Below are 25,427 nucleotides of genomic sequence, written 5' to 3'. Positions count from 1 at the left end.
GTGTAAAAACCGCTCTTGAAAGTTCGAGAGCGGTTTATTTTTATTCTACGCGGAGCTTTTCTACTTCGGCTTCGTTCGGCGTGACATACGCGGTCTGGTACACATGGTAGATGACCATGCCCGGCTTCGCGCCTGCGGGCTTTTTCACCTGACGGACGGGCGTGTAGTCCACCGGAACCAGTGAGGACGAACGGCCGCGCGAATGGTACGCTGCGATCATGGCAGCCTCGGTCATGGCCTCGTCAGTCGGCTCCCTGCCGTCCGTCACGAGGATAACGTGCGAGCCGTGAATCTTCTGCGTGTGGAACCAGATATCGCTCTTGAACGCAGTTTGAGTGTCAAAAGATCGTTCTGCAGGTTGTTTTTGCCTGCAAATACATCAAATCCGTCGCTCGTGCGATAATGGAACGGCTTGGCCTGCACCGGCTTGCCGCGCAGCTTCCTGTTGCGCGTCTGCTTGGCAGAGAGCACACCGGACTGCGTGAGCTCCTCGCGCAGCTGTGCAAGATCACGCTCGTTTTCGGCTTCGCTGAGAGCAGCGAGAACACTTTCCAGATAATCCAGCTCGGCTGTGCCCTGCTCGATCTGCTGTGTGAGCACTTCCTCGGCGGTCTTGGCCTTGTTGTACAGCTTGAAATATTTCTGTGCGTTCTGCTGCGGCGTCAGCCGCACATCTAACGTAATTTCAACCTCCGGACAGTTTTCAGCGTAGTAATCGACCACTTTCGCCTTGTTCATGCCCTTTTCCAGCTGGTACAGGTTCGCGGTGATGAGTTCACCGGTGCGCTTGTACTGCTCACGGTTGTGTGTAGCCGCGAGTTCCTTTTTCTGCGCCGCCAGCTTGCGGGCCACGCGGTCGCGGGCATTTGTGACGGTCTTGTGCAGGTCGCCGGTGCGGCGCTGCATTCGCTCAGCCTTACCCTTTTTCTCAAAGAAGGCTGCAAGCAGCGCACTGAAGCTGTCCGCCTGCGTGACATTCATCAGACCCTCGTACTGCGTCACCGGAAGGAAGGTGAAGTCGAACACCGCACCGTCCTCGACCTTGGTCAGCAGGAAAGGCTTGGCTCGGTTATCCTCGACATACGACATGAAATCGTCGTACACCTTGCCGAGCTGCTGACGGTTCTCATCCGTCATGCGTGCGATCGGCTTGGCTGCGTCACCGGTCGCGCGGAAGGACAGTTCACGGCAGAGCAGCGGCGAAAAACCCAGAAGCTGACTGAGCAGCCAGCGGTCGAGCGTCTGCCCTTCTTCCGCCTGCGATGCGGCGGCGGCAAGTCCCGTGCCGGAAACCGTGAACGGGTCGTGCTTGTCCTGTGCGGGCGGCATGCGGTAAAACAGACCGGGCAGAACCTGCCGCTTGCCGGACAGGTCGCCGTCTACACGGCGCAGAGCGTCAATAATGCGGTTGTCCTCGCCGCACAGGATGACGTTAGAGTGCTTGCCCATCAGCTCGCAGATGAGGTGCTTTTTGCAGGGTACACCCATTTCATCCGTCGTATCCAGTTCGATGGTGAGCATACGCTCGACCGCCGGCTGGCTCACTGCCGCAATCTTTGCGCCCTGCACATGCTTGCGCAGCAGCATGCAGAACATCGGCGGCGCCGCCGGATTCTCTCGAGCCGCGTCAATAAAATGCACGCGCGGCGCACCTGCCGCGATCGACAGCAGCAGTCGGCGTGGGCCTCCCTGACCGCCGCGTGTCTGCAGCACGATTTCATCGCGGTCCGGCTGATAGACCTTCTCTACACGACAGCCTGCCAGTACGTTATTGAGTTCATTTGTCACTGCCCGCAGGCAGATCGCATCTAATGGCATATCAATTCTTCCTTAAACAAATTGGATACAGTCCGCGTGCCGCTCGGAAACCTCGGTGAGCACCTGCGGGAATGCGGCTGTGATTTTATCGGCGAACACGGCCGCGACCGGATTTTCGGTCGGGAAGTGTCCTGCATCCACCAGAGACAGACCGATGGCCTGCGCACGCTGCATGAGATCGTAGCTGCAGTCGCCGATGACGAACGCCTGTGCGCCGCCTGCGACTGCATAGTCCATCAGCTTGCCGCAGGCACCGCCGCCGACCGCTACGCGCGTGATCGGCTTGCCGCCGTCACAGAAGCGCACACCGCCCGCACGCAGGCATTCCTTGACATAGAGTGCAAATTCGCGCGGCTGCATTTCGCGCGGCAGATCGCCCACACGACCGAGCATGCCGTTCTCGCCGGCCTCCATGCTCACCACATTGGTGAGGAACAGCGCGGATGCGAGCGCGTCATTGACACCGCCCTCCGCACAGTCTGCGTTAGTATGCATGCAGATAATAGAAATATCGTGCTTGATTGCGTAACGCAGCACTCGGCCGGTCGTATCGTCCGATGTCACACGGCTGACCGAAGTGAAGATCGCCGGATGGTGTGCAACAACAAGCTGCGCACCACGCTCAGCCGCTTCCTGCACGACCGTTTCTGTCACATCGAGCGCACAAAGCACGCTCGTGACCTCCTGCACACGATCGCCGCACAGCAGGCCGACATTGTCCCAGCTTTCCGCCAGCTCGTAGGGAGCAAGACCCTCCATAAATGTCAAAATATCCTGAACTGTCGTCATTTCAGTTCCTCCCTTGCAGATTGGATGCACTGCACCAGCGCACGCTGGTACGCGAGACGCTTGTTCTCCGATGTACCCTGTTCCATGCCGTCCAGTGCCTTTTTCTCCCGCAGATAGAGCTGCTCAAGGTAATCGGCAGCGCCTTCTGCACGCAGCAAGGCCGGAGAAACCGCACATTCGCTCAGCGGTATTTCCCGCTTCGGTGCACCGCCGCGTACGCTGAGAACGACGTAACGCCGTCTGTCCTCGCGGCACAGCGTTTCATGCTCGATGGCGTAGCCGTGCGCGTACAGCCACCGGCGCAGCTCGGCAATCATGGTCATCGGTTGGAGCAGCAGCAGGTGGTCACCTTGGGCGGTCCACGGTGCGGCAGTCAAAATCTCTGAGATGGTCTGGCCGCCCATGCCTGCGATCGTTACGGTGTCGCATTCCTCCGCCCGCACGGCCTCCAGTCCCGGCGCAAGCCGCAGAGACAGGGATGCGTTATGCTCTTTCGCATTGCGCTCCGCATGTGCCAGCGGTCCTGAACGGATATCCGAGCCGATAGCCGATGCAATATGCCCATCCAGCAGCAGTGAGATCGGCAGCTTGCCGTGATCCGTTCCGATATCCGCCAATCGAGCATTTTGCGGCACCAGAGCCGCCATACAGGCCAGCCGCGGTGTTAAAATCATACTTTCCATGTAAAACTCCAAAAAAACAGAGCCGGCAAACAATGCCAGCTCTAATTTTCTTACTCACTCGACTTATTCGCCCAGAAAAGCGTTGAGCTTGGCAACCAGTTCATCTGCATTGGTGCCGTGTACCATGCAGGCCTCCTCGATGCTCTCGCCCTGAGATGCCGGGCAGCCGAGGCAGTGCATGCCGATTTCCATAAAGAAACGAGCGGTCTCGATGTTCATATTCAGAACCTCACCAATGGTGGACTTCTTCGTAATAGCAGCCATGATAGTAACCTCCTGTTGCTTTTTGTTTGTTTATAGTATACCGCAAAAATCCGTACTATTCAAGTAGTAAATAGTATTCCCTGTGAAATCGGTCGGAAAACTGCGTAAAGCAGACAAATCATGTATTCACCGAGAAGTTCCCGCTGTGCGAATCATCTCCGGCTGCTGCGGAACTGCTTCATCCGGATTTTCGAGCAATGGCTGCATGAGGCTCCGGAGCACGCAAATCCGATGATACCCATACAAAAACAGAGCGTTTCACTGCTGTGAAGCGCTCTGTTTTCATTTTTTATTCCTGCAACGAAAAAGCCGGCGCCTGCACAGCGGCAACCCGTTACCCTTTCTCCAATCTTCACACTGATAGCACTTCTCTATTTTCCTACCACAAGAATACTGGAAGGACTGCCGGATTTTCCACGCGATGTGCCAGATACCGCCCGAGACGGATGCCAAGCAGCCTCAGCACGAGCAAATACAGTATGATAGCTGACACGAGTGCTGCCGCGAGGGCGGTCACGGGGTTATCAAACCGGCAGACAAATGTCTGCGCGAAAAAGCGAGTCCACAGGTAAACCGCAGTGCCGCAGAGCAGCGGCACGCCGAACCGCCGGAAGGGTTTCAGGCGGAACGCTGTTCGCCGGTGCAGGATGGCAAGGTTGACCGCAGCGGCGCTCGCTCCGGTCAAAAACATGGCAAGCAGGTAGCCGTAAATGCCGAGCGTTGGCCTTGCGCACCAGCGGTACAGCAGCGCAAGCTGGCACAGCTCCGCAGAGATGGCGGTTGCCACGTTCCACCTTTGCAGACCGAGCGCATTGAGCAGGCTGCCGGTCGCCATCTGGTAGTAGGCCGCCACGGCTGCCGCGCCGAGCAGCGCGGCGTAGCCGCCGGTGAGCGGCTGGCGAAAAAACAGCTCGCTCAGCTGCGGTGCCAGCGGCACGAGAACAGCAGTTGCCGGTATGCCGATGAGACCCACAGTCGTAACGGCACGGCCGGTCAAAACACGCACGCGTGCCTGCTCACCGACTGCCTGCGCTGCCGTGACGGCGGGCAGCAGCGCCGTGCAGACCGAGCTGACGAACGCGACCGGAAACAGCAGCAGCGGCATGGCCATGCCCGAGATCACGCCGAGCGCGGACAGCGCCTGCTCATAGTCCAGACCGGCCGCCATCAGCCTTTGCGGCAGCAAAACGGAGCCTGCCGAGCCAAGCATATTCCCGATCAGCGCCGAGGCCGATAATGGCGCGGCAATGCCGAAAAAATGACCGTAAAGTTCCTTATCCGGTCTTGTGAAGCGAATATGCCGCATATTTCGTCGGAACAGCCGCGTGAGGAAAAGTGCGCTGAACACTTCGCTGCAAACCATGCCCGCGAAGATGAGCATGGCGATTCTGCCATAGTCGCCGCTGCCATATTCGTACAGCAGAAAGCTGACCGCGAATATGCGGATAAGCTGCTCCCCGACCTCGGAGCAGGCCGTGTACTGCACCTTTTCCAGTCCGATAAACAGCGATTTAAAAATATTTTCCACGCCAGTGAGTGCGAGACACAGCAGCATGTACGGAAACGCGCGCGCACAGCGTCCGTCACCGAGCAGATTTGCCGCGATACTGCCGCCGCACAGCAGCACCACCGCTGTGCAGGCCGCACTCAGCGCAAAAAAGGCGCGGAACGCCAGCCGCAAAACCGCGCCTAAGCGATGGCTCTCCCCTCTTGCTTCGCACGCCGCGCTCAGCCGCGAACACGCTGTTGTCACGCCGGACAGACAGCCCGCATTCAATACTAAATACACCGAATTGACCAGCCGATACACGCCCAGACCTTCCGCACCCGCAAAGCGGCTGAGCACCACGCGATAGACAAATCCGAGCACCTGCAGCAGCACATTTCCGCACGCGAGCACACCTGCCGCGTATAAAATCGTTCCTTTTCTGACCCGCACAGCATGACCCCATTTCACGAAATTCTATGCGGATTTCGGATGGAATATGCGTACAAAAACTCCCGCAGCAAACCGCCTGCTCTGTCCACGAGAATGCTTCTTTTCCGCAGTTTTCCTCATTAAAAAAATCCCTGCACAGAATTCTCACTCTGTACAGGGATTTTTTACTTGCGTTTGCGCTTAGGCTTCTCCTCGATGCCGGTGGACACAATATAATTCTGCCGGAACTTATTCGGCGGCATGCGACGTTTTTGGTAAACTGCAGATTGAAATAGCTCTGCGTGTCATATCCCACCCTCTCCGCGATACTCGTGATGGACAGGTCGGTCGTGATCAGCAGCGTCTGTGCTTCACCAATGCGGCGGCGCAGCAGATACTGCACGGGCGAATACCCGCTCATCTGCTTGAAAACATGCGATAAGTAATACGGACTGATGTGCAGCGCCTCACCCATGCTCTGCAGCGTGATCGGCTCCATATAATGCTTGTCAATATATTCCTTAATTCGTCTGCCGAGAATGTGCGGCTCCTCCAGCGGCTTTTCCGACTCCGCGTGAGAACCGGCGGTGACCGTCAGCACCGACATCAGCAGCGCGTGCATCAGCGAACTGCAGAACAACTCAGCATTCGGCTCGCCTGCCGACAGGGTGCGGAACATCATTTCAAACAGGCAGTGCAGATCAGCAAAATACTTGCCGGTCGGGAATACATAGCCCGCATCATCCGGAATGAGTGCGTTTTCGCGCAGACCGGGCATATGCAGCCCGCCGACGGCAATGCAGTAGCTGCCGACCTCCATATCCGGACCGGAAACCTCGTCGTGCACCACGCCTGCGTTGTATACGAGCAGATCACCCGGCTTGATGATGACTTTTTTATCGTGAATCAGGTATTCACTTGAACCGCTGCAAATGAGAATCAGCTCGACAAAATCCTCATGCGCGTGCATGACACGCGGATGCGCACTGGCATCCGGTCGGATTTCACTGACGTAAAGCAGCTTCGGCTGATTCTCCCCCTCAAAAATTGATTTAACTTCCTTCTCTACAAAGCACTGTACGTTCAGGCTTGCCTTCGGCATAGTTTTTTGCAGCTCCTCTCTTTCTCTGACGGTGATTTTACTCTTATAAAAGTATAGCACACGGGTCCGTTGTGCGCTAGCACATATTTGCTTTTGCAGACCGCCGTATATCGTGCTTTTTTGCGGTCGGGCTGAGAATAATTATAGATTCTTGCTATTCGCAGATTCTTGTTTTTTGTTCTCGCTTATTTATAGTATAGCATATCCGACCGAGAATCCTGCGTGTGTTTCTCTGCGGTTTTTCAGCTTTCACAAACCTGCCGATTCGCCGGTCTCCGACCGGCAAAAAGCAGGATTTATAAAAACAAGCGCACAGCCTCAAACCCGCTCCGAAAAAATACTGTGCATTTTTACCGCCGCTTTTACCTCTAATATATTATATATATGGGATTTTCGGGTGTCCGAAAAAAAGTTTCCGTTTTTTGAATCAAGCCAAGAATCTAAAAGAAACCGTTCGCCATATCTGCTAAACTATAAGCACAAAGAGAAGAAAGAATCTCACAGCTCAGTTGTGAGATACAACAAGAATGAAAGGACGAAGCATTATGTTAGATCCCAAAAAGGTTAAAATCGGTATCGCGCCTATTGCATGGACCGAGGACGACATGCCGGAGATGGGTGCTGAAAACAGCTTCCTGCAGACGATCAGTGAAATCGCTCTGACCGGTTATGTTGGCACCGAGATCGGCTGCCAGTTCCCGCGTGATCCGGCGATTCTGAATAAGGAGTTTGGCCGCCGCGGTATTTCCGCCATCACCGGCTGGATCAGCACCTACTTAAATGAACTGCCGATGTGGCAGAACGAGCGTGCGTTCGTTGACCACATGAACTTCCTGAAGTCGATCGGCGCTACGATTATCAACACGTCCGATCAGTCGTTCTCCATTCAGCATCAGTGGAACACTCCGCTTTCCAACAAGAAGGTGCTGAACGACGATGAGTGGGAGGTACTGACCAAGGGTCTGGATCACCTCGGCAAGATCGCTTATGACAGCGGCATGAAGATCGTGTACCATCATCACATGACGACTACCGTGCAGAAGACCGACGAAATCGACCGTATGCTCGCTATGACCGACCCGAAGTACGTCAGCATGATTTACGATACCGGTCATCTCACCTTCTCCGGCGAGGACCCGATCGAAATTCTCAAGAAGCACCACGACCGCATCGGCCATGTCCATCTCAAAAATGTCCGCAAGCCTGCAATGGACAAGTGCTACGCTGAGAACAAGAGTTTCCTCCGTTCGATTCCGGAAGGCGTATTCACCGTTCCCGGCGATCCGGAAGGCTGCGTAGACTTCCCGACCGTATTCAAGCTGCTCGACGAGTACAACTACGAGGCTGGCTGGTCGTAGAGGCTGAGCAGGATCCGGCTATCGCAAATCCGCTCGAGTACGCCCGCATGGCCCGCGCCTACGTCAAGGAGCACACCGGACTGTGAGTTAACCCATTATTTTTAATAAAAAGAGCAAGAAAAGATCACAAAGGAGGGTATTACTATGAAAAAACTGAAGATTGGTATCATCGGTGTAGGCCGTCTGGGTTACGAGCACGCCTGCAACATTGCAAACCGCGTTCCGGGCTCCGAGCTGGTAGCTATCGCAGACGCAAACTTCGACCGCGCAAAGCAGGTCGCTGAAGAACTGGGCGTAACCGCCGTTTACAACGACCCGAAGGATCTGTGCGCTGACCCGAACGTTGAGGCCGTTGCCATCATCACCAACACCGCTTCTCACGTTGAGATGATCAAGATTGCGATGGATGCCGGCAAGCACGTTTCTGCGAAAAGCCGCTGGCTGACACGGTTGAAAAGTGCAAGGAGGCCGAGGCCATCATCGCCGCTCACCCGGAGCTGACCTTTATGCTGGGCTTCATGCGCCGCTATGACCACTCCTATCAGGTAGCTAAGAAGAAGATGGAGAACGGCGACATCGGTGATGTTATTCTGGTTCGCTGCTACTCGCAGGACCCGATCTCCATCATCGAGGGCACCCTCGAGTACGCTCCGCGCTCCGGCGGTCAGTTCATCGATATGTCCATTCACGACTTCGACCTGATTCGCTGGCTGACCGGCTCCGAGGTCAAGGAGCTGTGGGCTACCGGCGGCTGCTATGAGTTCAAGCAGTACAAGGACTGGGACGACGGCGACAACGTTTCCGGCCTGATGAAGATGGAAAACGATGCTATGGCATTCTTCTTTGCCGGTCGTGCAGCAGCTCACGGCTCTCATGTTGAGACCGAAATCGTTGGTACCCGCGGCACCCTGCGTATCGCATCCGTTCCGACCGACTCTCTCGTAGAGGTTATGAGCCAGCATGGCGTATGCCGCGAGTGCTATCAGGACTTCATCACCCGTTGGCACGATGCATACATCACTGAGATTGAGGAATTCTGCGACTGCGTAGCAACCGGCCGCAAGGCAACTCCGGGCGTTATCGACGGCACCCAGTCCACCAAGATCGCCTTCCGCTGCAAGGAGTCCTTCCTGACCGACAAGAAGCTGACCCTCGAATAATCGTTCTCGAAACCGCATTCTTATTCCACATTCAATTTATTCTCTCTTATTTATATTCAAGTCTCCAAACAGAATACAAATACAGCCTAATTCAAAAAGAAACCCGGGAATCCTTCGATTCCCGGGTTTCGCTGTTTATTCCACCGCCAGCACGCTGCGGATCGTGCGGCACACGCCGTCCTCATCATTGGACGGACAAACATGCTTTGCGACCTTCTTGAGCCGCTCATGTGCATTCGCCATCGCGTAGGACTCGCCCACCGAGCGCAGAAGCTCCACATCGTTCAGATAATCGCCGAACGCCATGCACTGCGCGGATGTGATGTGCAGATTATCGCACATAACGCCCACGGCCACGCCCTTGCTCAGCCCCAGACGCATCAAATCCACCCAGTCCGCGCCGGAGAGCGCTACCTGCAGCTTATCGTCGAACATCTGCCGATAGTACGGCAGCACGTTGGTTTCCGCCGCATTTTTGCAGAAAAGCGCCACCTTGCACACCGGCTCCTGCTGCACGGCTTCAAGCAGATCAGGCACCTTTTTGCGACGTGCGTAGTACATCGCCATGTTCTCCACGAACACCGGATCGTCGTCCTCGTAGGCTGCGCCGTCCCGCATGGACGCGATTGCGTGCACATTCGGCAGACCGCGCGCCAGCTCCACAGCCGCGCACACCAGCTGCTGCGGCATGGCCTCGAACGACACGATTTTGCGTCCGTCGCACACCATGCCGCCGTTTTCGCTGATGTACATCAGCTCGTCCGCTATCTCACCGAACTGCTCGTACAGGTTGTAATACTGCCGTCCGGATGCAGGTGCGAAGCGTACACCAATCTTTTTCAGTGTGCGCACCAGCGGAAAAAAGCCCTTGGGCAGCTGCTTGCGGCTGGACAGCAGCGTGCCGTCCATATCTGCGGCGATCAGTTTGATCGACATGGTTTACCGTTCCTTTCCGGCGGTCTCCTCCGCCTCGAGCGTATGTTCTTCCTCGACAAACATGACTGCAAAGACCAGACTCAGCGGGATACAGGTCAGCAGCAGCGCTTTTTCGCCAATTCTCGCGGTCGTCAGTGCGCCAATCGCACCGCCGAGGATAAAAAACAGGATGATTGCGTAATAGTTGCGCGTTTTGCGGATCGCATTCCGGTCGCCGGTCTGTGCCCAGATCACAAGCTGCTCTGTGCCCGAACGCAGGTTGCCTGTACACATCGTGGTTGCAAATGCGCTGCCGCGCACCTTGCGGAACGACTCGACCTGCATCGCGCAGATGAACGAGATCATAATGTTGACCGTGGTATTCAGCGTCTGCGGCATAAAAGCCGCTGCGGTCAGCAGCGCGATCTCGACCAGCACGACAATCTGTCTCCAGTGAATGTTGATGTCGCTCTGGCGTTTTTTGTACCGCCGCTTGACAATCTCCGCCGCCACAACGCCCAGTGCGAACGCCAGAATCGGCAGGAAATATTCGGCTGCCCGCAGCCAGTTGCCCTCGGCAATATTCGCGCCGAATAGGACAATATTGCCGGTCTGCGCGTTAGCAAACACCTTGCCGCGGCAGAGATAGGTATATGCGTCAAAAAAACCGCCGGCCATAGCCAGCAGTGCGCCCAACAGCAGCGATTCCGACATCTGCCCGTGCGCTCGTTTCATGGAAATTCCCCCATTTCACTTCAGCAGAGAACTTTTTTGTCTTCCAGCGGCTATTATAGCACAAAAAATCCCCCGATTCAATCAAATCGAGGGATTTATATTCGGTCAATATGCCGAATTATTCAGTGATACTGATACAATTCCTCTGCCGGAAATTGTATCATTTGCTCTCCGCGATGCGAATACGGTTTACCGCCTTTTTCAGCTTGCCTTGTGCGATATCCATTTCACGGTCGCCGGCCTTTTTCTGCAGAATCGCTTTCGCACGGTCTGCGGCCTCACGGGCACGGGCAACGTCGATTTCGTCGGCCCACTCGCAGGTACGCGCCAGCACGACCGTCTGCTCTGCCGAAACATCCACAAAACCACCCGAAACCGCCGCTACACGGCGTTCGCCGTTCCGGATAATGGTCAGACCGCCGACGCCGAGCGCCGCAACATACGGCACATGGTTCGGCAGGATGCCGACATCGCCCTGTGAGGTGCGAACCACGATACGGTCCACTTCACCGTCGAAAAACTGCTTATCGACCGTGAGCACCTTGAGATGAAAGGTAGCCATATTATGCCCCCTTCTTAGCCTTCTCCACTACCTCGTCGATCGTGCCGGCAAACAGGAACGCCGACTCAGGCAGATCGTCATGCTTGCCCTCAAGAATCTCCTTGAAGCCGCGGATGGTCTCAGCGACCGACACATACTTGCCCGCCATACCGGTAAACTGCTCTGCAACGTGGAACGGCTGCGAGAGGAAGTTCTGGATCTTACGGGCACGCGCTACGGTCAGCTTGTCCTCGTCGGACAGCTCATCCATACCGAGGATGGCGATGATATCCTGCAGATCCTTGTACTTCTGCAGAATGGACTGCACCGCACGGGCAACCTCGTAATGCTCCTTGCCGACAACGTCCGCCGACAGGATACGCGAGGACGAATCCAGCGGATCAACCGCCGGGTAAATACCCATGGATGCGATATCACGCGACAGAACGACCTTTGCATCCAGATGCGAGAACGTGGTAGCCGGAGCCGGGTCGGTCAGGTCATCGGCAGGCACATAAACAGCCTGTACGGACGTGATCGAGCCCTTCTTCGTCGAGGTGATTCGCTCCTGCAGCGCGCCCATCTCGGTTGCCAGCGTCGGCTGATAGCCTACGGCAGACGGCATACGGCCGAGCAACGCGGAAACCTCCGAACCGGCCTGCGTGAAGCGGAAGATGTTGTCGATGAACAACAGCACATCCTGACCCTCGACATCGCGGAAATACTCCGCCATAGTCAGACCGGAAAGTGCAACGCGCATACGCGCTCCGGGCGGCTCGTTCATCTGGCCGTAAACCAGCGCAGTCTTGTTGATAACGCCGGATTCCTGCATCTCGTTGTACAGGTCGTTGCCCTCACGGGTACGCTCGCCGACACCGGTGAATACCGAAATACCGCCGTGCTGCTTTGCGATGTTGTTGATCAGCTCCATGATGATAACGGTCTTGCCGACGCCTGCGCCGCCGAACAGACCGATCTTGCCGCCCTTGGCGAACGGCGCGATCAGGTCAACGACCTTGATGCCGGTTTCGAGGATCTCGGTCGTGGACTGCTGCTCCTCGTAGGACGGTGCCGGACGATGGATCGGCCAGCGCTCCTCGCCCTCGACCGCCGGCTTGTTGTCCACCGGCTGACCGAGCAGGTTGAAGATACGTCCGAGGTTCTTGTCGCCTACCGGCACCGTGATCGGGCTGCCGGTATCGACTGCCTTCATGCCGCGCACCAAGCCGTCGGTGGATTCCATTGCGATGCAGCGCACGGTATCCTGACCGATGTGCTGCGCAACCTCGACCGTGATGATCTGACCGTGGTTGTCGATCGTAATAGCATTCAGCAGCTTCGGAAGCGCGTCAGCGGCAAATTTAATGTCAAGCACCGGTCCGGTGATCTGGACAACGGTGCCAATATTCTGCTCACTCATTGGCAAAACTCCCTTAATTCAGTGAGGAGTTAGGAGTGTGGAGTTTCCCTTTGGTGTATCGAGTCTGCTGCGAATAAAGCATACCGCAGCACTCCTACCTCCTAACTTATTTTAAGCTCCTACCTCGCCCGAGCCGGCCACGATCTCTGTAATTTCCTGTGTGATCGCTGCCTGACGCGCACGGTTGTAGGACAGATTCAGATTTTCGATCATCTCGCCCGCGTTATCCGACGCAGCCTCCATTGCCATGCGGCGCGCCGACTGCTCGGAGCAGTAGCTTTCCACTACCGCGCCGTACAGCACGCCGTACAGGTACTCCGGAATGACTGCATCAAACACGCTCTCCGGCGAGGGATCGTATTCGGTCAGAACATGAGCGCCTGCCGGCTGCTTGTCTGCCGCATCAAAGTGCGCGGGCAGCAGCTTGAGGCACTTCGGCTCCTGCTGCAGAGGGGAGATAAACTCCGTGTAGCACAGGAAAACCTCATCCACCTTGCCCTCGCGGAACAGCTTCAGCATGTCCTCCACGATGGGATGCGTATCACTGATGCGCATGGTCTCGGCAATGCCGGGATAGTCCGCCGCCACCGTTACCGGACGCTTTGCGTAATGCTCCTGCGCCTTTTTGCCGATGGTGATGACCTGTGCCTGCTTGCCCTGCATCTCGGCAGCGGCGAGCTTGAACAGGTTGGCGTTGTAGCCGCCTGCCAGTCCGCGGTCGCCCGCGATGACGATGTACAGGCTGTTCTTGACCTCACGCGGTCTGGTATAAACCGATTCGCTGCCGCGCGTTGCACCTGCCAGATGCGTAATCGTCTGGTACAGGGCGTTGAAGTACGGTCTTGCGCCGAGCGCACGCTCCTTCGCGTGGCGCATCTTGGAGGACGCGACCAGCTCCATCGCCTTGGTGATCTGCATGGTGGACTGCACCGATTTGATACGGCGCTTGATGTCCTTCATATTTCCGGAAGCCATTTTCAGTCCCTCCCTTTCGCGTTAGTGCTCGGAAAGGAACTTACTCTTGCATTCCTCGATTGCCTTTGTCAGCTTTTCCTTCACATCGTCCTCCAGCTTGCCGGTGGTGCGGATGGACTCCGGAATGTCGCTATAAACGCTGTCCACGAAGGAGAACAGCTCCTTCTCGAACTCGCTGATCTGATTTGCCGGAATATCAAGCAGTGCGCCCGAAACAACGGCATAGATGATGATAACCTGCTTCTCGACCGGAATCGGGCTGTTCTGCGGCTGCTTGAGCACCTCTACGATGCGCGCGCCTGTTCCAGACGCTTCTTGGTGTCCGCGTCCAAGTCGGAGCCGAACTGCGAGAACGCCTGCAGCTCACGGAACTGCGAGTACGCCAGCTTGAGCGTACCGGCAACCTTCTTCATCGCCTTGATCTGCGCGTTGCCGCCGACGCGGGATACCGAAATACCCGGGTTTACCGCCGGACGGATACCGGAGTTGAACAGCTCGGTCTCGAGGAAGATCTGACCATCGGTAATGGAGATTACGTTGGTCGGGATATACGCCGAAACGTCGCCTGCCTGCGTCTCGATGATCGGGAGTGCGGTCAGGCTGCCGCCGTTCTGGATGTTCGCTGCACGCTCGAGCAGACGGGAGTGCAGATAGAATACGTCACCCGGATAAGCCTCACGTCCTGGCGGACGGTGAAGCAGAAGGGAAAGTGCACGGTAAGCTACCGCGTGCTTGGACAGATCGTCGTAAATGACCAGAACGTCCTTGCCCTTGTGCATGAAGAATTCACCGATCGAGCAGCCCGCGTACGGCGCAATGTACTGCAGCGGTGCAGACTCGGATGCGGTTGCGGCGACGATGCAGGTATAATCCATCGCGCCGTTGGCAGCGAGCGTCTCTGCAACCTGTGCAACGGTCGAACGCTTCTGACCGATTGCTACATAGATACAAATAACGCCGGTGCCCTTCTGATTGATGATGGTGTCCAGACAGATCGCGGTCTTGCCGGTCTGACGGTCACCGATGATCAGCTCACGCTGACCACGGCCGATCGGGATCATGGAGTCGATCGCCTTGATACCGGTCTGGAGCGGCACATTAACGGGTGCACGCTCGATGATGCCCGGTGCGGGCATTTCGATCGGACGGCTCTCCTTGGTTTCGATAGCGCCCTTGCCGTCAATCGGCTTGCCGAGTGCGTCAACAACGCGGCCCAGCATGGCTTCGCCGACCGGGACCTCTACGATTCGCTTGGTGCGCTTTACCGTGTCACCCTCGCGGATGTTCTGATCCGAGCCGAGGATAACCGCGCCGACCAGCTCTTCCTCGAGGTTCTGCGCCATGCCCTGCACGCCGCCCGGAAATTCGAGCAGCTCGCCTGCCATGCAGTTTTCAAGGCCATGGATATGCGCGATACCGTCACCGACGGTAACAACCGTGCCCACGTCGGTCAGCTTGATCTGGCTCTGATAATGCGTGATCTGCTCCTTGATAATGCTGCTGATCTCTTCGGAGCGCAATTCCATAAAAATCACCTGCTTTCCTGTGTACCGGTCAACCGTGCTGCAAGCTCTTCCAGACGGGTGCGCAGGCTGGTATCGAACTGCTCGTTGTTGACTTTCACAACGATGCCGCCCATAATACTCGGATCGACCGAGCATTTCAGCTCTACCTTTTTACCCGTAACCTGTTCCATCTTGCCGCGCAGCTTGTCGGTCAGCGCCGCACTCATCGGCACTGCCGTGACCGCCAGCACCTCTACGATGCCGTTTTCAAAATAATACTGCTCCTTATACGCCTGACACATCTCGTGGATGAGACCGATGCGGTTCTTATCCGTTACAAGCATCAGGAAATTGAGCAGAAAAGGCTCGATACGTCCCTCGAACACAGCTTTCAGGACATTCCGTTTGTCCTCCGCCGCGATAGAGGGCGTTGTGAGCATTTTGAGGAAATCCGGTTCGCTGTCAAACGCCGCACACACCTCGATCAGCTGATCGAGATACAGCTTTTCCTGCTTCTCGTCCTGCGCGACCTCGTAAAGGCTCAGTGCGTAGCGCTCGCTTACCATATCCGCCATGTTTGCTCACCCCACCTTGTCAATAAAGTCTTCGATAAAGCGTTCGTGATCCTCCGGCTTTACATCGCGCTCCACGATCTTGGAGGCGATCATCACGGACAGATCCGCAACCTCATCCTTGAGTTCCTTGTGCGCCTTGATGCGCTCCTGCTCGATGACGCGCTCGGCCTTCTTGACCATAGCGGATGCCTGCTGCGAGGACTCGCGCAGGATCTCATCGCTGCGCTCTGCGGCACGGCGGGTAGCGGAGCCGACGATCTCGGCAGCCTCCTCCTTCGCCTTGGACAGACGCTCGGTATATTCGCTGCGCATCTGCTCAGCCTCGCTCTGCGCCTTCTCGGCGGTGGCGTACATGGACTGTACCTCCTCGCTGCGGGCAGCGAGCATCTTGCGCACCGGCTTGTACAGAAACTTCTTGATGATCAGGAACGTAATGAGCGTGTTGCACATCGTCACGAGGATCTCCCACCAGCCGATGCTGACGAACGCTTCATATAATGCTTCTGTCACTGGTTTACCTCCTTCCCAAACGGAAGAATCCGTTTCGTCTTTTCAATCATAGACCGCTCAATACGCACGGTCTATAAAGAGGCAATATTTCAACTGGCAAACCCAGTTGGGATATTGACGCTTCCCTTAAAACTGACTAACAAACGGATTGGCAAACAGCAGGATCAGCGCGATAACCAGCGCGTAAATACCGGTGGACTCTGCCATTGCGATACCAAGGATCATGGTACGGGTGATATCGCCCTGTGCCTCCGGCTGACGGCCGATTGCGGAGCACGCCTGACCGGCGGCATAACCCTCGCCGATACCAGGGCCAAGGCCGGCGATCATTGCCATACCTGCACCAAGAGCGGACATACCTGCTACGAATGCTTTGGGATCCATACTTTTCTTCCTCCTAATTCAGATAACGAAATTGGAATTTGTTTTTTCTTCACGTCAGCTGTTGCGTGCGTCGCCTACATAAGCCATGGTGAGCATACTGAAGATGAACGCCTGCATGCAGGCCGTGAAGCAGTCAAAATACAGCGACAGCACACCGGGCAGACCGATCTGCAGCAGCGCGATATTATCGGGCAGGAAACCCAATACCGCATTAGACAGCACCTTGAGTGCGCCCATGATCAGCGTAGTGATGACAAGGCCGCCTGCCATGTTGCCGAAGTGACGGAACGACATGGAGACCGGCGTTGCGATCTCGCTGAGCACGTTAAGCGGCGCCATAACGAAGATCGGCTCGAGGAAACCTTTGAGGTAGCCCTTGATGCCGCCGTACTTGATCTTATTGAATGTGATCAGCACGAACGTGATGAGCGCCCAGCCGAGCGTGGTGTTCAGGTCTGCCGTGGTAGAGCGCATCCAGAACAGGCTGGCCAGTGAACCGAACAGCGAGCTCATCATCAGCGTCATAATGTACGGCGAGAAAGCCTGACAGCCTTCTCCCATCGTGCTTTCGACCAGACCGTCGATCATCAGCACCGCCTTTTCGGCCAGTGCCTGCTTGCCTTTGGGGATCTTCTGCATGCGGTGTGTTAAAAAGATACACAGGAACAGGATAAACGCCATGATGATCCATGAGTTTCTCATGGTCTCCGTGATCGGCAGATTGGTATTGCCGAACAAATAACCCAGTATTTTAGGACCGTTTATTTCGACGTTCAACCGTTTAACCTCCTTTCCGCTGAACTGCGTGGCGCCAGAGGAGCAGCGCCTTGGTGAAAAACAGCGGGATGACCGCTGCAGCTGCGTTCAGATACGGCAGCTTGATCGCCGCGATAACGAACACCGCCGTGAGCATGTAGCGAACTACATAGCCGCGCCGCGTAATGCGAATGCCCTGTGCCGGCGGAAAGGCGGTTGCCCTTACCGTGCTCCTGCCGATCATGTAGAACAGCAGCAGCGCGAACGCCGTACCGAGCAGAACGCTTGCGCCGGACCGAGCGATACCCTGTCCGCAAAGAGCGAACACACCGAAGGTCACCAGCGCCAGCGGGAGCATGCCGCGCAGCATGCGCTTCGTTTCCTCATAAACGATGTGCATTCCGTCACAGCTCCTTTTCTTTCTCTGCGCTTTCTCTGGCTTTGCGCTCGGTAAATCGCAGAAAGTCACGCAGGCTGCAGGCTGCAACCGCGATACCGAGCAGGATTCCGATAATCACCACACCGTTGCCCCAACCGAACCGGTTGCGGAGCCATATCGCTCCGAAGCAGCAAAGCACCGGCGGTGTGATCACTGTGAAGCCTACCTGAGAAAAATAGATCAGGTAGCGCAGCACACTAAAGCCTTCTTTCCCTCTTTGCAATCGCATTCCCCCTTCATGAACGCCATAGCAACATTGTACAAAATGCAGCGTGCTCTCTCGGCACGCTATATTACTTATTATAAACAACTTGCCCAAAAAGTAAAATACTTTTGCTCAGAAAAGCTAAATATTTTTTGTGACTTTGTGTCGTATCATACATTCTGCATAAATTATTCTTATTAAGTATATACAAAATGCCAGATTGTCTTTTTTATCACAAAGGGAAAAAGACGCAGCATTCCCCATTGTTTTTTCTTACCAGCACGACTGCGGGCAAAAGAAAAAAGCAACGATTTTCATCGTTGCTTTTTTGTGCTTGCGATATGTATTTCCGTTTAAGGATTACAGGAAACGCTTCATGTCTTCGGTAGCAGACTCCGGCTCCTCGCTGAGCGAAACGGTGAAGTTTACGCTGTGCTTGGAAGAGAATGCGTCCAGAGCGGTGAGGAACTCCTCAGCCTTGGCTGCGTCCTTGCCGCCGATGATCTTGTACAGACCGTCGATGAAGACACGGGTGATATCGTAGTTGCCGGCATGCAGACCGCCGACAAAGCCGAGCAGGCTTGCGATGTCGCTAACCGGATAATCCGCTGCGTCGATCAGACGCGCGTCATGCGAGATATCGAAAGTCAGCTTGTTGCCGCGGGAAATACAAACGACACTGCCCTTTTCTTCTTTTACTGCAGCGTTGACCTGATCAATAAGCTCCTTGGTCTTACCGGAACCGGTACCGCCAATAATAAGTTTTACCATAGTTTTTATCCTCCCAACCTTTGAGGTTGCTATTAGTGTACCATAGTTTAGCCAAAATCACAAGTCCGAATTGCAAACTTTCCGTCATTTTGTATGGTAAATTTCTCACCCTTTCCAATTTCGTTCGGAAAACACCGAATTTTGACGTTATTTTGCATCTTTTACAACATTTCCTGCAAGGCCGCGCACAAAGGAAATAAGCAGCCCGGACAGTCCGAGCGCGTCCACACCGGCTTCAGCGATGATGGGAACGGTCAAAACCGTCTCTCCGCCGGCGGATACCGTCATTTCGCCCAACCGCTGACCGGCCTGTATCGGCGCGGCGAGCGTCTCCGGCAGGTCGAACGCGGTCTGCATATCCCCTGCTCTCGTCTTTTCAATCACGAACGAGTCGCTGCCCTCGAGCACCGGCTGCACGGTCTCCGCGGTGCCGAGCGTCACCGGAATGGGTTCCAAGTCCTCCGCCGCAGGCGTGTACGCCGTGAAGTTGGCAAAGCCGTAGTTGAGCAGCGCGGTCGCGTCCGCTGTGCGGTTCTCCTTGGTGGGCGCCGCCATCACAACCGCTACAAGGCTCAGTCCATCCCGCTCGGCACTTGCAGAAATGCAGAAGCCGGCCTCGCGGATGTAGCCGGTTTTGAGTCCGGTCAGACCCTGATAGCTTTTGAGCATCTTGTTCGTGTTCGCCAGACCGAATTTGCCGCCGCGCACGGTGTCCATCCAGATGCCGGTGTAGTCGAGTATCTTCGGGTGGCGCAGCAGCTCGCAGGAAATAAGCGCAAGATCGCGTGCCGAGGTCAGCGTCTTTTGACCTTCGCCGTCCAGTCCGTTGGCGTTGATGAACGTTGTGTTCGTGCAGCCGAGTTCGCGTGCGCGTGTGTTCATCCGCTCGACAAAGGCGGCCTCTGTGCCCGCCAGATGCTCCGCCACCGCAACCGCACAGTCGTTCGCTGAACCGACTGCAATCGCCTTGAGCATTTCATCCAGCGTCAGCTGCTCGCCCGGCTCCAGCCAGATCTGCGTGCCGCCCATCGAGCAGGCGTACTCACTGCCGGTTATCATCGTGTCCAGTGTCACCTCGCCGCGCTCGAGCGCCTCCATCGCCAGCAGCATGGTCATAATCTTTGTCACCGACGCAGGCTGCAGCTGCTCGTCGGCGTTATAGACGTAAAGCTCCTGCCCGTTTGCCGCATACAGCGCCGCAGATTTCGCGTAGAGCGCGCCCATTTCGGGCAGCGCCGCCGCCTGCACCGTAAACAGACGCTGAGCAAAGCGGCACAGATCAATTTCCGCACATCCACTCACCCTTTCAGCATAGCTTATGTGCGGCGGAACGCAATTATGCAGTAATTGAAAATTGAGAATGGAGAATTGCGCTATCCTTGCGCAGCCTTCAGTCGCGCTGCGCATATAACGGTAAAGTTTTTCCGCAGGGTGTGGTGCCCTCAGAAGGTGAATTGCCCGAAGGGCAAGAGAGGCCACCCTGGGGTGCCACGCCGTGTGAATCGCCTGCATATTGCAAAGAATTGTATTGATCTTCCAGTGTTCCGGATTTCTTGGCGAGAAATCGCTATTTCTTGGCGAGAAATGGGCATTTCTTGGCGAGAAAGTACACAGAGCAGAGAAGAGTACAGAAGAGCAGAGAACAGTACAGTACAGTAGAGTAGAGCAGACCAGAGCAGAGAAGAAAAGAGTAACAGAGCAGAGCACTCTGCATTTCTGACTGATCTGACGGAAAGTGAATTTATTTCTGAATGAAAAAAATGGAGAACGCGCCCCCATCGAGTTCATTCTCCATTCTCCATTTTCAATTCTCCATTACCTTCCACGGTGCGACCGTACCGAACGAATGAAAATTCCACCGGGCCTCGGTGAGCGACAGCCCATGATTCTGGTCGCTCGGCTTATCCGGCTCGCCTTCGACATCGTAATCAATCTCCCAGCCACACATGGGGCAGATATACCCCCACGAGGATTCTCGGGAATCTCTGCGCCGCAGCACGGACACGGCTCGGTCGGTGTTTCCGGCAGCCAGCTCATATCCGGCTCGGGTTCCTCGTCCTCGGATATGGCATCCGGCCGGAAGTACGGGTCGAGCACCTCCTCGTCCTCCTGCTCCTGCACGCCGTCGAAAAACGCCTCCGGCAGAAAGGCATACTCGTCCTTATTCAATTTCGATCAGCACCGGACAATGATCCGAACCGAACACGTCGGTCAGGATACGCGCGTCCTTGACCCGCTGGGCAAAGCGATTGGACACGAGGAAATAGTCGATACGCCAGCCTGCGTTCTTCTCTCTGGCGTGGAAACGGTAGCTCCACCACGAATACACGCCCTCGAGCGTGGGGTTAAAATGGCGGAACGTATCCGTAAAGCCTGCGGCGAGCAATTCGGTCATCTTGCCGCGCTCCTCGTCGGTGAAGCCTGCGTTCTTGCGGTTGGTCTTGGGGTTCTTGAGGTCAATTTCCTGATGCGCGACATTCATATCGCCGCACACGATGACCGGCTTCTCCGCATCCAGCTTTACCAGATACTCGCGGAAGGCATCCTCCCACGTCATACGGTAATCCAGACGCTTCAGCTCATTCTGCGAGTTGGGCGTATACACGGTAACGAGGTAGAATTCGCCGTAGTCAGCGGTGATGACACGACCCTCGTGGTCGTGCTCCTCAATGCCGAGACCGTAAGCAACGCTCTGCGGCTCGGTCTTGGTAAACAGCGCCACACCGGAGTATCCCTTCTTCTCTGCCGAGTTCCAGTATTCGCGGTAGCCGCCCTCGAGCGGCACATCAGCCTGTCCCGGCTGCATTTTGGTCTCCTGCAGGCACAGCATATCCGGCTGCTCGGCGGCGACGAAATCAAGGAAACCCTTGCCCATGCACGCACGCAGACCGTTTACATTCCATGAAATCAGCTTCATTTGCGTTCTCCTTTACGCTACGATGCGGACGGTATTGCCGTCCGGGTCGAGCACAAAACTGCCGTAGCAGCCATCCTTGCCGACGACAGGGCCATCCGTGATCTCATAACCCTCCGAGCGCATCTGCTCGGTCAGTGCGTCCACGTTCTCTCGGGTGCCCGCCTTGAACGACGTATGCGCCCAGCCGGTCCACAGACGCGAATGCTCGGCGTCCTCAAACTGCGGACGGGTCACGATTTCAAGCCGTGCGCCGTCAGCGAAGGACACAAAGCACGCCTGCGTGCCGGTCTCCTCATTCTGATACAGCTTGCCCGCCGTACCGTCAAAATATTTGGTGTAAAATTCACACAGGCGCTCTAAATCACGCGTGTACAGTGCAATATGGTCGATCTGCATAACAGAAACTCACTCCTTTACAATACCACTCTTGTCAATGCGGCGAACCGCCTCTGCCATGCGCTCGGGCGGAACGACAAGCGCCATGCGGACGTAGCCCTCGCCCTGCGCACCGAAGGCGCTGCCCGGAACCACGATAACGCCGGTCTTTTCCATCAGCTCAATGGCGAAGTCCACCGAGGACGCAAAGCGCTTCGGAATCTTCGCCCAGACGAACATGGTGCCCTGTGCATCCGGCACGTTCCAGCCGATCGAGCGCAGACCGCCGCACAGCGCGTCGCGGCGTGCCATGTAGCCGGTGCGGTTGCTCTCTACCACATCCTGCGGACCGTTGAGCGCGGCAGCCGCCCCCGCCATGATCGGGTAGAACATGCCATAGTCGATCTGCGAGCGGAACGCGCGGAAACGGCTGATAACCTCGCGGTTGCCGAGTGCGAAGGACACGCGCATGCCGGTCAGGTTGTAGGTCTTGGACAGCGAGTTGAACTCAATGCCGACCTCCTTCGCGCCCGGAATGGACAGGAAGGACAGACCCTTTTCCCCGTTCAGCATAATGTCGGAATACGCGTTATCGTGCAGAACGATGATGTTGTGCTCACGCGCCCAGAGGACCAGCTTTTCGTAGAACCTGCGGTCGGCAACGGCGGTGGTCGGGTTGTTCGGATAGGAAACAACGATCGCCTTTGCACGCTCTGCCACGTCCTCCGGAATGTCGTTAAAGTCCAGCTGCCAGTTTTTCTCGGCGTACAGCGGGTACAGACCGACCGTTGCGCCGGTCATCATCGGGCCGAACGAGAAGATCGGGTAGCCCGGGTCCGGTGCAAGGATCAGGTCGTTCGGGCCGGCGAAGGCAAAGCCAACGTGTGCAATGCCCTCCTGCGAGCCGCACACAGCCATGATCTCGTCGTCGGCAAGCGTGACGTCATAGCGGCGCTTGTACCAGTTTTCTACGGCGTCGAGCAGCTCGCGCGTTTCGTTCAGCGAATACTTGTACATATCCGGGTCGAGCGCAGCGCGGCTGACAGCCTCCATCACATGCCGGCCCGGCTGAAAATCCGGCGTGCCGATAGACAGATTGATGACGTCCATGCCGCCTTCGAGGAGCGACTTCTTGCGCTCGTCGAGCTTGTTAAAAATATTGCTGTCTGCGATTTCTCCCGCTTTGATGAATTTCATGCTGATTATCTCCCAAGTAAAAATTCTATAACCGTCCGGTTGAAGCGGGACGGCTGCTTTGCTGCAACAAAGTGGTCGCCGTCGCGGAAAACCTCCACTGCACAGTGGGGAATGTGCGAGGCCATCTCCTTTGTCTGCTTTTCGCGTATTGAATCGTGCTCACCGACGATGATGAGGGTCGGCATGGTCAGCCGCTCCAAATCGTTCATCGTCACCCCGTACGGGTGCACCATCAGTCCGAGCACATCCCTTCGACGCGCCGCCTTTTTACTGAAACGGCTCAGCGCCGCAGCAACACCGTATCCTGCCATAATGGGCAGCTGCACCTGCGGTTTAACGCCGCTGAACATCTCCACATTAGCCGCGTTGAGGATGAGTTTATCTATATATTCCGGGTACGTCAGTGCGAATTTGATCGCCAGATTGCCGCCGTCCGAAAAGCCGAGGAAGTGCGCTTTCTTCACGCCGAGCGTGTCCAGCACGGTTTTGAGATCCTCCGCCATCATTTCAAACGACAGGCCGTGCCCGCCGCTCCCGGAGGCGCCGTGCCCGCGGCTGTCCACCGCAATAACGCGGTAAAAGCGGGTCAGCTCGGGTATCTGGGCGTTCCAGTACGAGCTGTCCTCGCCGTTGCCGTGCAGCAGCACGAGCGGCTTTCCTCGGCCGACATCGTAATAAGCAATCCGGGCATCGCCGCACACGACGAATTCCGGTTCATAACCGAACATATCTATTTCAAACCCTTTCTGCATTGCTCCACAAAATCAGTCGGGTGATGGATGAGAGCGGCGGTTTCCTCCACGGAACGGCCCTCGTCCAGCAAGCGAAGTGCGATGTGCTCCATGGACTCACCGACCTCGATCATGTGCCAGTCCGGGTCGTACAGGCGCACCACACGCTGTTGCCACGCATGCGTCATCGGCGGATGCACCAGTTCCACGTCCAGGTGTCCGCGCAGCTTTTCCGTGAACGCGTCAAAGTCGTCCACCTCAAAGTAAAGCTCCATGTTGTGCGACTGGTGCAGGATCGTGGATTTGGGCACGCCGGTCAGCCTGTCAAAATCCTGCTGAACGGAAAAGCCGCCGGAAAACGTCACGTTTCCGCCTAAATCCAGCACAACCTCCTGATCGAACAGATCATGGTAAAATTTCTTTGAAATCTCCACATCACGCACCGCCAGCAGCGGCATTCGGAACTTTATCATAGTGCAGCCTCCATCAACCCAAACCAAAAGCGGAAAATCCGCTCGGAATAGAAACTAAATTTTCTGTTTGGCTTCTATTTTATCACATTTTGATGAATCGGTAAAGTAGGCATAGAAAAAGGGAATGAATTTTACTTCATTCCCTTCTTGCAATCAGATTGTCGCCAGAACGCTCTTTGCAGGCTCCAGCTCCGCACGTTTAACGTAGATTTTGTAAACGACTCTCGCCTCGGCATTCATGCCGAACGTGCCGGACGAACGTCGGTTTTCGAACAGTCCGCCGCTCATCAGATCGATTGTTTTCGTGGCCGCATCTATGCCTTTCACGCTGAGTGCCTTGACGATTTTGTCCATCTCCTCCATGGTGGAGACTTCGGTAAGCTCTGTTTTGAACAGCATTGCATTCCCTCCCTGTGCAATTCCGTAAATAATTATCCTGCCTTGTGCTTATCATACCCCAGAGAATGCGGCTTGTCAATCGTCATGCGGCAGCCGGATTACAGTTTTAACAAACACAAGGAAAAGAGATACAAAAGCGTAAAATTAAATTAAGACATAACAAAAACCCGAGTTCTCGTTAGAAAACTCGGGTTTCGTGGTACACCATCACGGGCTCGAACCGTGGACCCACTGATTAAGAGTCAGTTGCTCTACCAACTGAGCTAATGGTGCATACTTTTCTTCGAGAGAAAGTATGCAAAAGAAGCTTTACCTGCGCTCACGCGCTATCTTCTTCGCTGTTTTCTCTCTCAGAAAACTTTTTAGAAGGTCTTTACACCTTCAAAACTGAACAATCCTACTCGCAAGCTATCTTTCGAGGTTACCTAACATTTAAGGTCAAGCCCTCGGCCTATTAGTATCAGTCCGCTCCATACATTACTGCACTTCCACTCCTGACCTATCAACCTTGT

General features: G+C 55.7%; 28 protein-coding genes, 1 tRNA gene and 3 pseudogenes. 3 read left to right on the top strand and 29 right to left on the bottom strand.

Annotated elements, in window-relative coordinates:
• Positions 1-40: 40 nt before the first annotated feature.
• The 7 genes and pseudogenes from DXB00_RS17060 to DXB00_RS04910 form a co-directional block, all read right to left on the bottom strand.
• Positions 41-268, bottom strand: coding sequence for a hypothetical protein (locus DXB00_RS17060; RefSeq protein WP_243107165.1), 228 nt, complete (start codon positions 266-268; stop codon positions 41-43).
• Entirely contained in the window at positions 265-1,818 is a 1,554-nt protein-coding gene (locus tag DXB00_RS04935) for an Rqc2 family fibronectin-binding protein (RefSeq protein ID WP_243107164.1), read from the bottom strand. The genes DXB00_RS17060 and DXB00_RS04935 overlap by 4 nt, the downstream gene beginning before the upstream one ends.
• A 12-nt stretch (positions 1,819-1,830) precedes the next feature.
• Positions 1,831-2,607: a Nif3-like dinuclear metal center hexameric protein gene (locus DXB00_RS04930; protein WP_118729781.1), complete on the bottom strand. Its 777-nt coding sequence runs from the start codon at positions 2,605-2,607 to the stop codon at positions 1,831-1,833.
• Positions 2,604-3,290 (bottom strand): tRNA (adenine(22)-N(1))-methyltransferase, encoded by a 687-nt coding sequence (locus DXB00_RS04925; RefSeq protein WP_118729780.1) that lies wholly within the window; start codon positions 3,288-3,290, stop codon positions 2,604-2,606. Before DXB00_RS04925 ends, DXB00_RS04930 begins: the two co-directional genes overlap by 4 nt.
• Before the next feature lie 63 nt (positions 3,291-3,353).
• Positions 3,354-3,554, bottom strand: a complete 201-nt coding sequence (locus tag DXB00_RS04920) for a DUF1858 domain-containing protein (protein ID WP_110436676.1) — start codon at positions 3,552-3,554, stop codon at positions 3,354-3,356.
• A gap of 379 nt (positions 3,555-3,933) precedes the next feature.
• On the bottom strand, positions 3,934-5,424 hold the full coding sequence (locus tag DXB00_RS04915; protein WP_243107163.1) for an oligosaccharide flippase family protein: 1,491 nt from the start codon (positions 5,422-5,424) through the stop codon (positions 3,934-3,936).
• A 370-nt stretch (positions 5,425-5,794) separates the two neighbouring features.
• Positions 5,795-6,442, bottom strand: a pseudogene (locus tag DXB00_RS04910) (AraC family transcriptional regulator); the annotation flags it as partial.
• A gap of 677 nt (positions 6,443-7,119) precedes the next feature.
• Between DXB00_RS04910 and iolE the strand changes: the two are divergent.
• From iolE to DXB00_RS17050, 3 genes and pseudogenes are all read left to right on the top strand, one after another.
• A pseudogene (gene iolE / locus DXB00_RS04905) lies at positions 7,120-8,018 on the top strand (myo-inosose-2 dehydratase).
• Positions 8,019-8,076: 58 nt separating this feature from the next.
• A complete protein-coding gene (locus DXB00_RS17055) occupies positions 8,077-8,433 on the top strand; it encodes a Gfo/Idh/MocA family protein (protein ID WP_243107162.1) in 357 nt (118 codons plus the stop codon).
• A gap of 5 nt (positions 8,434-8,438) precedes the next feature.
• Positions 8,439-9,092, top strand: coding sequence for a Gfo/Idh/MocA family protein (locus DXB00_RS17050; RefSeq protein ID WP_242989729.1), 654 nt, complete (start codon positions 8,439-8,441; stop codon positions 9,090-9,092).
• A 135-nt stretch (positions 9,093-9,227) separates the two neighbouring features.
• On the opposite strand, the gene DXB00_RS04895 is transcribed toward DXB00_RS17050, so the two are convergent.
• The 22 genes and pseudogenes from DXB00_RS04895 to DXB00_RS04790 form a co-directional block, all read right to left on the bottom strand.
• Complete coding sequence (locus tag DXB00_RS04895) at positions 9,228-10,028, bottom strand: Cof-type HAD-IIB family hydrolase (RefSeq protein WP_118729777.1); 801 nt, start codon at positions 10,026-10,028, stop codon at positions 9,228-9,230.
• Between the two features lie 3 nt (positions 10,029-10,031).
• Positions 10,032-10,742 carry a YoaK family protein gene (locus DXB00_RS04890; protein WP_118729776.1) on the bottom strand — a complete coding sequence of 237 codons (711 nt, stop codon included), beginning with the start codon at positions 10,740-10,742 and terminating at the stop codon, positions 10,032-10,034.
• Between the two features lie 160 nt (positions 10,743-10,902).
• The gene (gene atpC, locus DXB00_RS04885; protein ID WP_110436669.1) at positions 10,903-11,304 is read right to left on the bottom strand and encodes an ATP synthase F1 subunit epsilon; all 402 of its coding nucleotides are present in this window, start codon (positions 11,302-11,304) and stop codon (positions 10,903-10,905) included.
• 1 nt (position 11,305) lies between these two features.
• Entirely contained in the window at positions 11,306-12,703 is a 1,398-nt protein-coding gene (gene atpD / locus DXB00_RS04880) for a F0F1 ATP synthase subunit beta (RefSeq protein ID WP_118729775.1), read from the bottom strand.
• 111 nt (positions 12,704-12,814) lie between these two features.
• Positions 12,815-13,678: an ATP synthase F1 subunit gamma gene (atpG, locus tag DXB00_RS04875; protein ID WP_118729774.1), complete on the bottom strand. Its 864-nt coding sequence runs from the start codon at positions 13,676-13,678 to the stop codon at positions 12,815-12,817.
• 21 nt (positions 13,679-13,699) lie between these two features.
• Positions 13,700-15,204, bottom strand: a pseudogene (gene atpA, locus DXB00_RS04870) (F0F1 ATP synthase subunit alpha).
• 5 nt (positions 15,205-15,209) lie between these two features.
• On the bottom strand, positions 15,210-15,758 hold the full coding sequence (atpH, locus tag DXB00_RS04865) for an ATP synthase F1 subunit delta (protein WP_118729773.1): 549 nt from the start codon (positions 15,756-15,758) through the stop codon (positions 15,210-15,212).
• A 6-nt stretch (positions 15,759-15,764) separates the two neighbouring features.
• Entirely contained in the window at positions 15,765-16,268 is a 504-nt protein-coding gene (atpF, locus tag DXB00_RS04860) for a F0F1 ATP synthase subunit B (protein WP_118645701.1), read from the bottom strand.
• Between the two features lie 126 nt (positions 16,269-16,394).
• The gene (gene atpE, locus DXB00_RS04855) at positions 16,395-16,652 is read right to left on the bottom strand and encodes an ATP synthase F0 subunit C (RefSeq protein WP_117490611.1); all 258 of its coding nucleotides are present in this window, start codon (positions 16,650-16,652) and stop codon (positions 16,395-16,397) included.
• A 54-nt stretch (positions 16,653-16,706) separates the two neighbouring features.
• Positions 16,707-17,429, bottom strand: coding sequence for a F0F1 ATP synthase subunit A (locus tag DXB00_RS04850; protein ID WP_242988059.1), 723 nt, complete (start codon positions 17,427-17,429; stop codon positions 16,707-16,709).
• Positions 17,430-17,433: 4 nt separating this feature from the next.
• Positions 17,434-17,808 carry an ATP synthase subunit I gene (locus tag DXB00_RS04845; protein WP_110436662.1) on the bottom strand — a complete coding sequence of 125 codons (375 nt, stop codon included), beginning with the start codon at positions 17,806-17,808 and terminating at the stop codon, positions 17,434-17,436.
• Positions 17,809-17,812: 4 nt separating this feature from the next.
• Positions 17,813-18,070: an AtpZ/AtpI family protein gene (locus tag DXB00_RS04840; protein WP_158557226.1), complete on the bottom strand. Its 258-nt coding sequence runs from the start codon at positions 18,068-18,070 to the stop codon at positions 17,813-17,815.
• Between the two features lie 342 nt (positions 18,071-18,412).
• Positions 18,413-18,823 carry a hypothetical protein gene (locus tag DXB00_RS04835; RefSeq protein WP_117490610.1) on the bottom strand — a complete coding sequence of 137 codons (411 nt, stop codon included), beginning with the start codon at positions 18,821-18,823 and terminating at the stop codon, positions 18,413-18,415.
• 147 nt (positions 18,824-18,970) lie between these two features.
• Positions 18,971-20,125, bottom strand: coding sequence for a D-alanyl-D-alanine carboxypeptidase family protein (locus tag DXB00_RS04830; protein WP_158581255.1), 1,155 nt, complete (start codon positions 20,123-20,125; stop codon positions 18,971-18,973).
• A 502-nt stretch (positions 20,126-20,627) separates the two neighbouring features.
• Positions 20,628-20,771 carry a CPCC family cysteine-rich protein gene (locus DXB00_RS18120; protein ID WP_119214579.1) on the bottom strand — a complete coding sequence of 48 codons (144 nt, stop codon included), beginning with the start codon at positions 20,769-20,771 and terminating at the stop codon, positions 20,628-20,630.
• A 213-nt stretch (positions 20,772-20,984) separates the two neighbouring features.
• Positions 20,985-21,740, bottom strand: a complete 756-nt coding sequence (locus tag DXB00_RS04820) for an exodeoxyribonuclease III (protein WP_119214578.1) — start codon at positions 21,738-21,740, stop codon at positions 20,985-20,987.
• A 12-nt stretch (positions 21,741-21,752) separates the two neighbouring features.
• On the bottom strand, positions 21,753-22,136 hold the full coding sequence (locus DXB00_RS04815; RefSeq protein ID WP_110436655.1) for a VOC family protein: 384 nt from the start codon (positions 22,134-22,136) through the stop codon (positions 21,753-21,755).
• 9 nt (positions 22,137-22,145) lie between these two features.
• Positions 22,146-23,312, bottom strand: coding sequence for an aminotransferase class I/II-fold pyridoxal phosphate-dependent enzyme (locus tag DXB00_RS04810; RefSeq protein WP_119214577.1), 1,167 nt, complete (start codon positions 23,310-23,312; stop codon positions 22,146-22,148).
• A 5-nt stretch (positions 23,313-23,317) separates the two neighbouring features.
• Positions 23,318-24,040 (bottom strand): alpha/beta fold hydrolase, encoded by a 723-nt coding sequence (locus DXB00_RS04805; protein WP_158581254.1) that lies wholly within the window; start codon positions 24,038-24,040, stop codon positions 23,318-23,320.
• Between the two features lie 2 nt (positions 24,041-24,042).
• A complete protein-coding gene (locus DXB00_RS04800; RefSeq protein ID WP_118359680.1) occupies positions 24,043-24,513 on the bottom strand; it encodes a VOC family protein in 471 nt (156 codons plus the stop codon).
• A gap of 156 nt (positions 24,514-24,669) precedes the next feature.
• Positions 24,670-24,915 carry a hypothetical protein gene (locus DXB00_RS04795; RefSeq protein WP_119214575.1) on the bottom strand — a complete coding sequence of 82 codons (246 nt, stop codon included), beginning with the start codon at positions 24,913-24,915 and terminating at the stop codon, positions 24,670-24,672.
• Between the two features lie 197 nt (positions 24,916-25,112).
• Positions 25,113-25,188: transfer RNA gene (locus DXB00_RS04790), tRNA-Lys, on the bottom strand.
• Positions 25,189-25,427 lie beyond the last annotated feature (239 nt).

It is taken from the genome of Butyricicoccus sp. OF10-2, assembly GCF_003481925.1.
Taxonomy (GTDB): Bacteria; Bacillota; Clostridia; order Oscillospirales; family Butyricicoccaceae; genus Agathobaculum; species Agathobaculum butyriciproducens.
This window is presented reverse-complemented; position numbering and strand designations above follow the sequence as displayed.

Coding starts and splice junctions, on each gene's coding strand:
- DXB00_RS04935 (WP_243107164.1), bottom strand. CDS start 1,818: ATGCCATTAGATGCGATCTGCCTGCGGGCAGTGACAAATGAACTCAAT.
- DXB00_RS04930 (WP_118729781.1), bottom strand. CDS start 2,607: ATGACGACAGTTCAGGATATTTTGACATTTATGGAGGGTCTTGCTCCC.
- DXB00_RS04925 (WP_118729780.1), bottom strand. CDS start 3,290: ATGGAAAGTATGATTTTAACACCGCGGCTGGCCTGTATGGCGGCTCTG.
- DXB00_RS04920 (WP_110436676.1), bottom strand. CDS start 3,554: ATGGCTGCTATTACGAAGAAGTCCACCATTGGTGAGGTTCTGAATATG.
- DXB00_RS17055 (WP_243107162.1), top strand. CDS start 8,077: ATGAAAAAACTGAAGATTGGTATCATCGGTGTAGGCCGTCTGGGTTAC.
- DXB00_RS17050 (WP_242989729.1), top strand. CDS start 8,439: ATGCTGGGCTTCATGCGCCGCTATGACCACTCCTATCAGGTAGCTAAG.
- DXB00_RS04895 (WP_118729777.1), bottom strand. CDS start 10,028: ATGTCGATCAAACTGATCGCCGCAGATATGGACGGCACGCTGCTGTCC.
- DXB00_RS04890 (WP_118729776.1), bottom strand. CDS start 10,742: ATGAAACGAGCGCACGGGCAGATGTCGGAATCGCTGCTGTTGGGCGCA.
- atpC (WP_110436669.1), bottom strand. CDS start 11,304: ATGGCTACCTTTCATCTCAAGGTGCTCACGGTCGATAAGCAGTTTTTC.
- atpD (WP_118729775.1), bottom strand. CDS start 12,703: ATGAGTGAGCAGAATATTGGCACCGTTGTCCAGATCACCGGACCGGTG.
- atpG (WP_118729774.1), bottom strand. CDS start 13,678: ATGGCTTCCGGAAATATGAAGGACATCAAGCGCCGTATCAAATCGGTG.
- atpH (WP_118729773.1), bottom strand. CDS start 15,758: ATGGCGGATATGGTAAGCGAGCGCTACGCACTGAGCCTTTACGAGGTC.
- atpE (WP_117490611.1), bottom strand. CDS start 16,652: ATGGATCCCAAAGCATTCGTAGCAGGTATGTCCGCTCTTGGTGCAGGT.
- DXB00_RS04845 (WP_110436662.1), bottom strand. CDS start 17,808: ATGCACATCGTTTATGAGGAAACGAAGCGCATGCTGCGCGGCATGCTC.
- DXB00_RS04835 (WP_117490610.1), bottom strand. CDS start 18,823: ATGGTAAAACTTATTATTGGCGGTACCGGTTCCGGTAAGACCAAGGAG.
- DXB00_RS18120 (WP_119214579.1), bottom strand. CDS start 20,771: ATGTGTGGCTGGGAGATTGATTACGATGTCGAAGGCGAGCCGGATAAG.
- DXB00_RS04820 (WP_119214578.1), bottom strand. CDS start 21,740: ATGAAGCTGATTTCATGGAATGTAAACGGTCTGCGTGCGTGCATGGGC.
- DXB00_RS04815 (WP_110436655.1), bottom strand. CDS start 22,136: ATGCAGATCGACCATATTGCACTGTACACGCGTGATTTAGAGCGCCTG.
- DXB00_RS04810 (WP_119214577.1), bottom strand. CDS start 23,312: ATGAAATTCATCAAAGCGGGAGAAATCGCAGACAGCAATATTTTTAAC.
- DXB00_RS04805 (WP_158581254.1), bottom strand. CDS start 24,040: ATGTTCGGTTATGAACCGGAATTCGTCGTGTGCGGCGATGCCCGGATT.
- DXB00_RS04795 (WP_119214575.1), bottom strand. CDS start 24,915: ATGCTGTTCAAAACAGAGCTTACCGAAGTCTCCACCATGGAGGAGATG.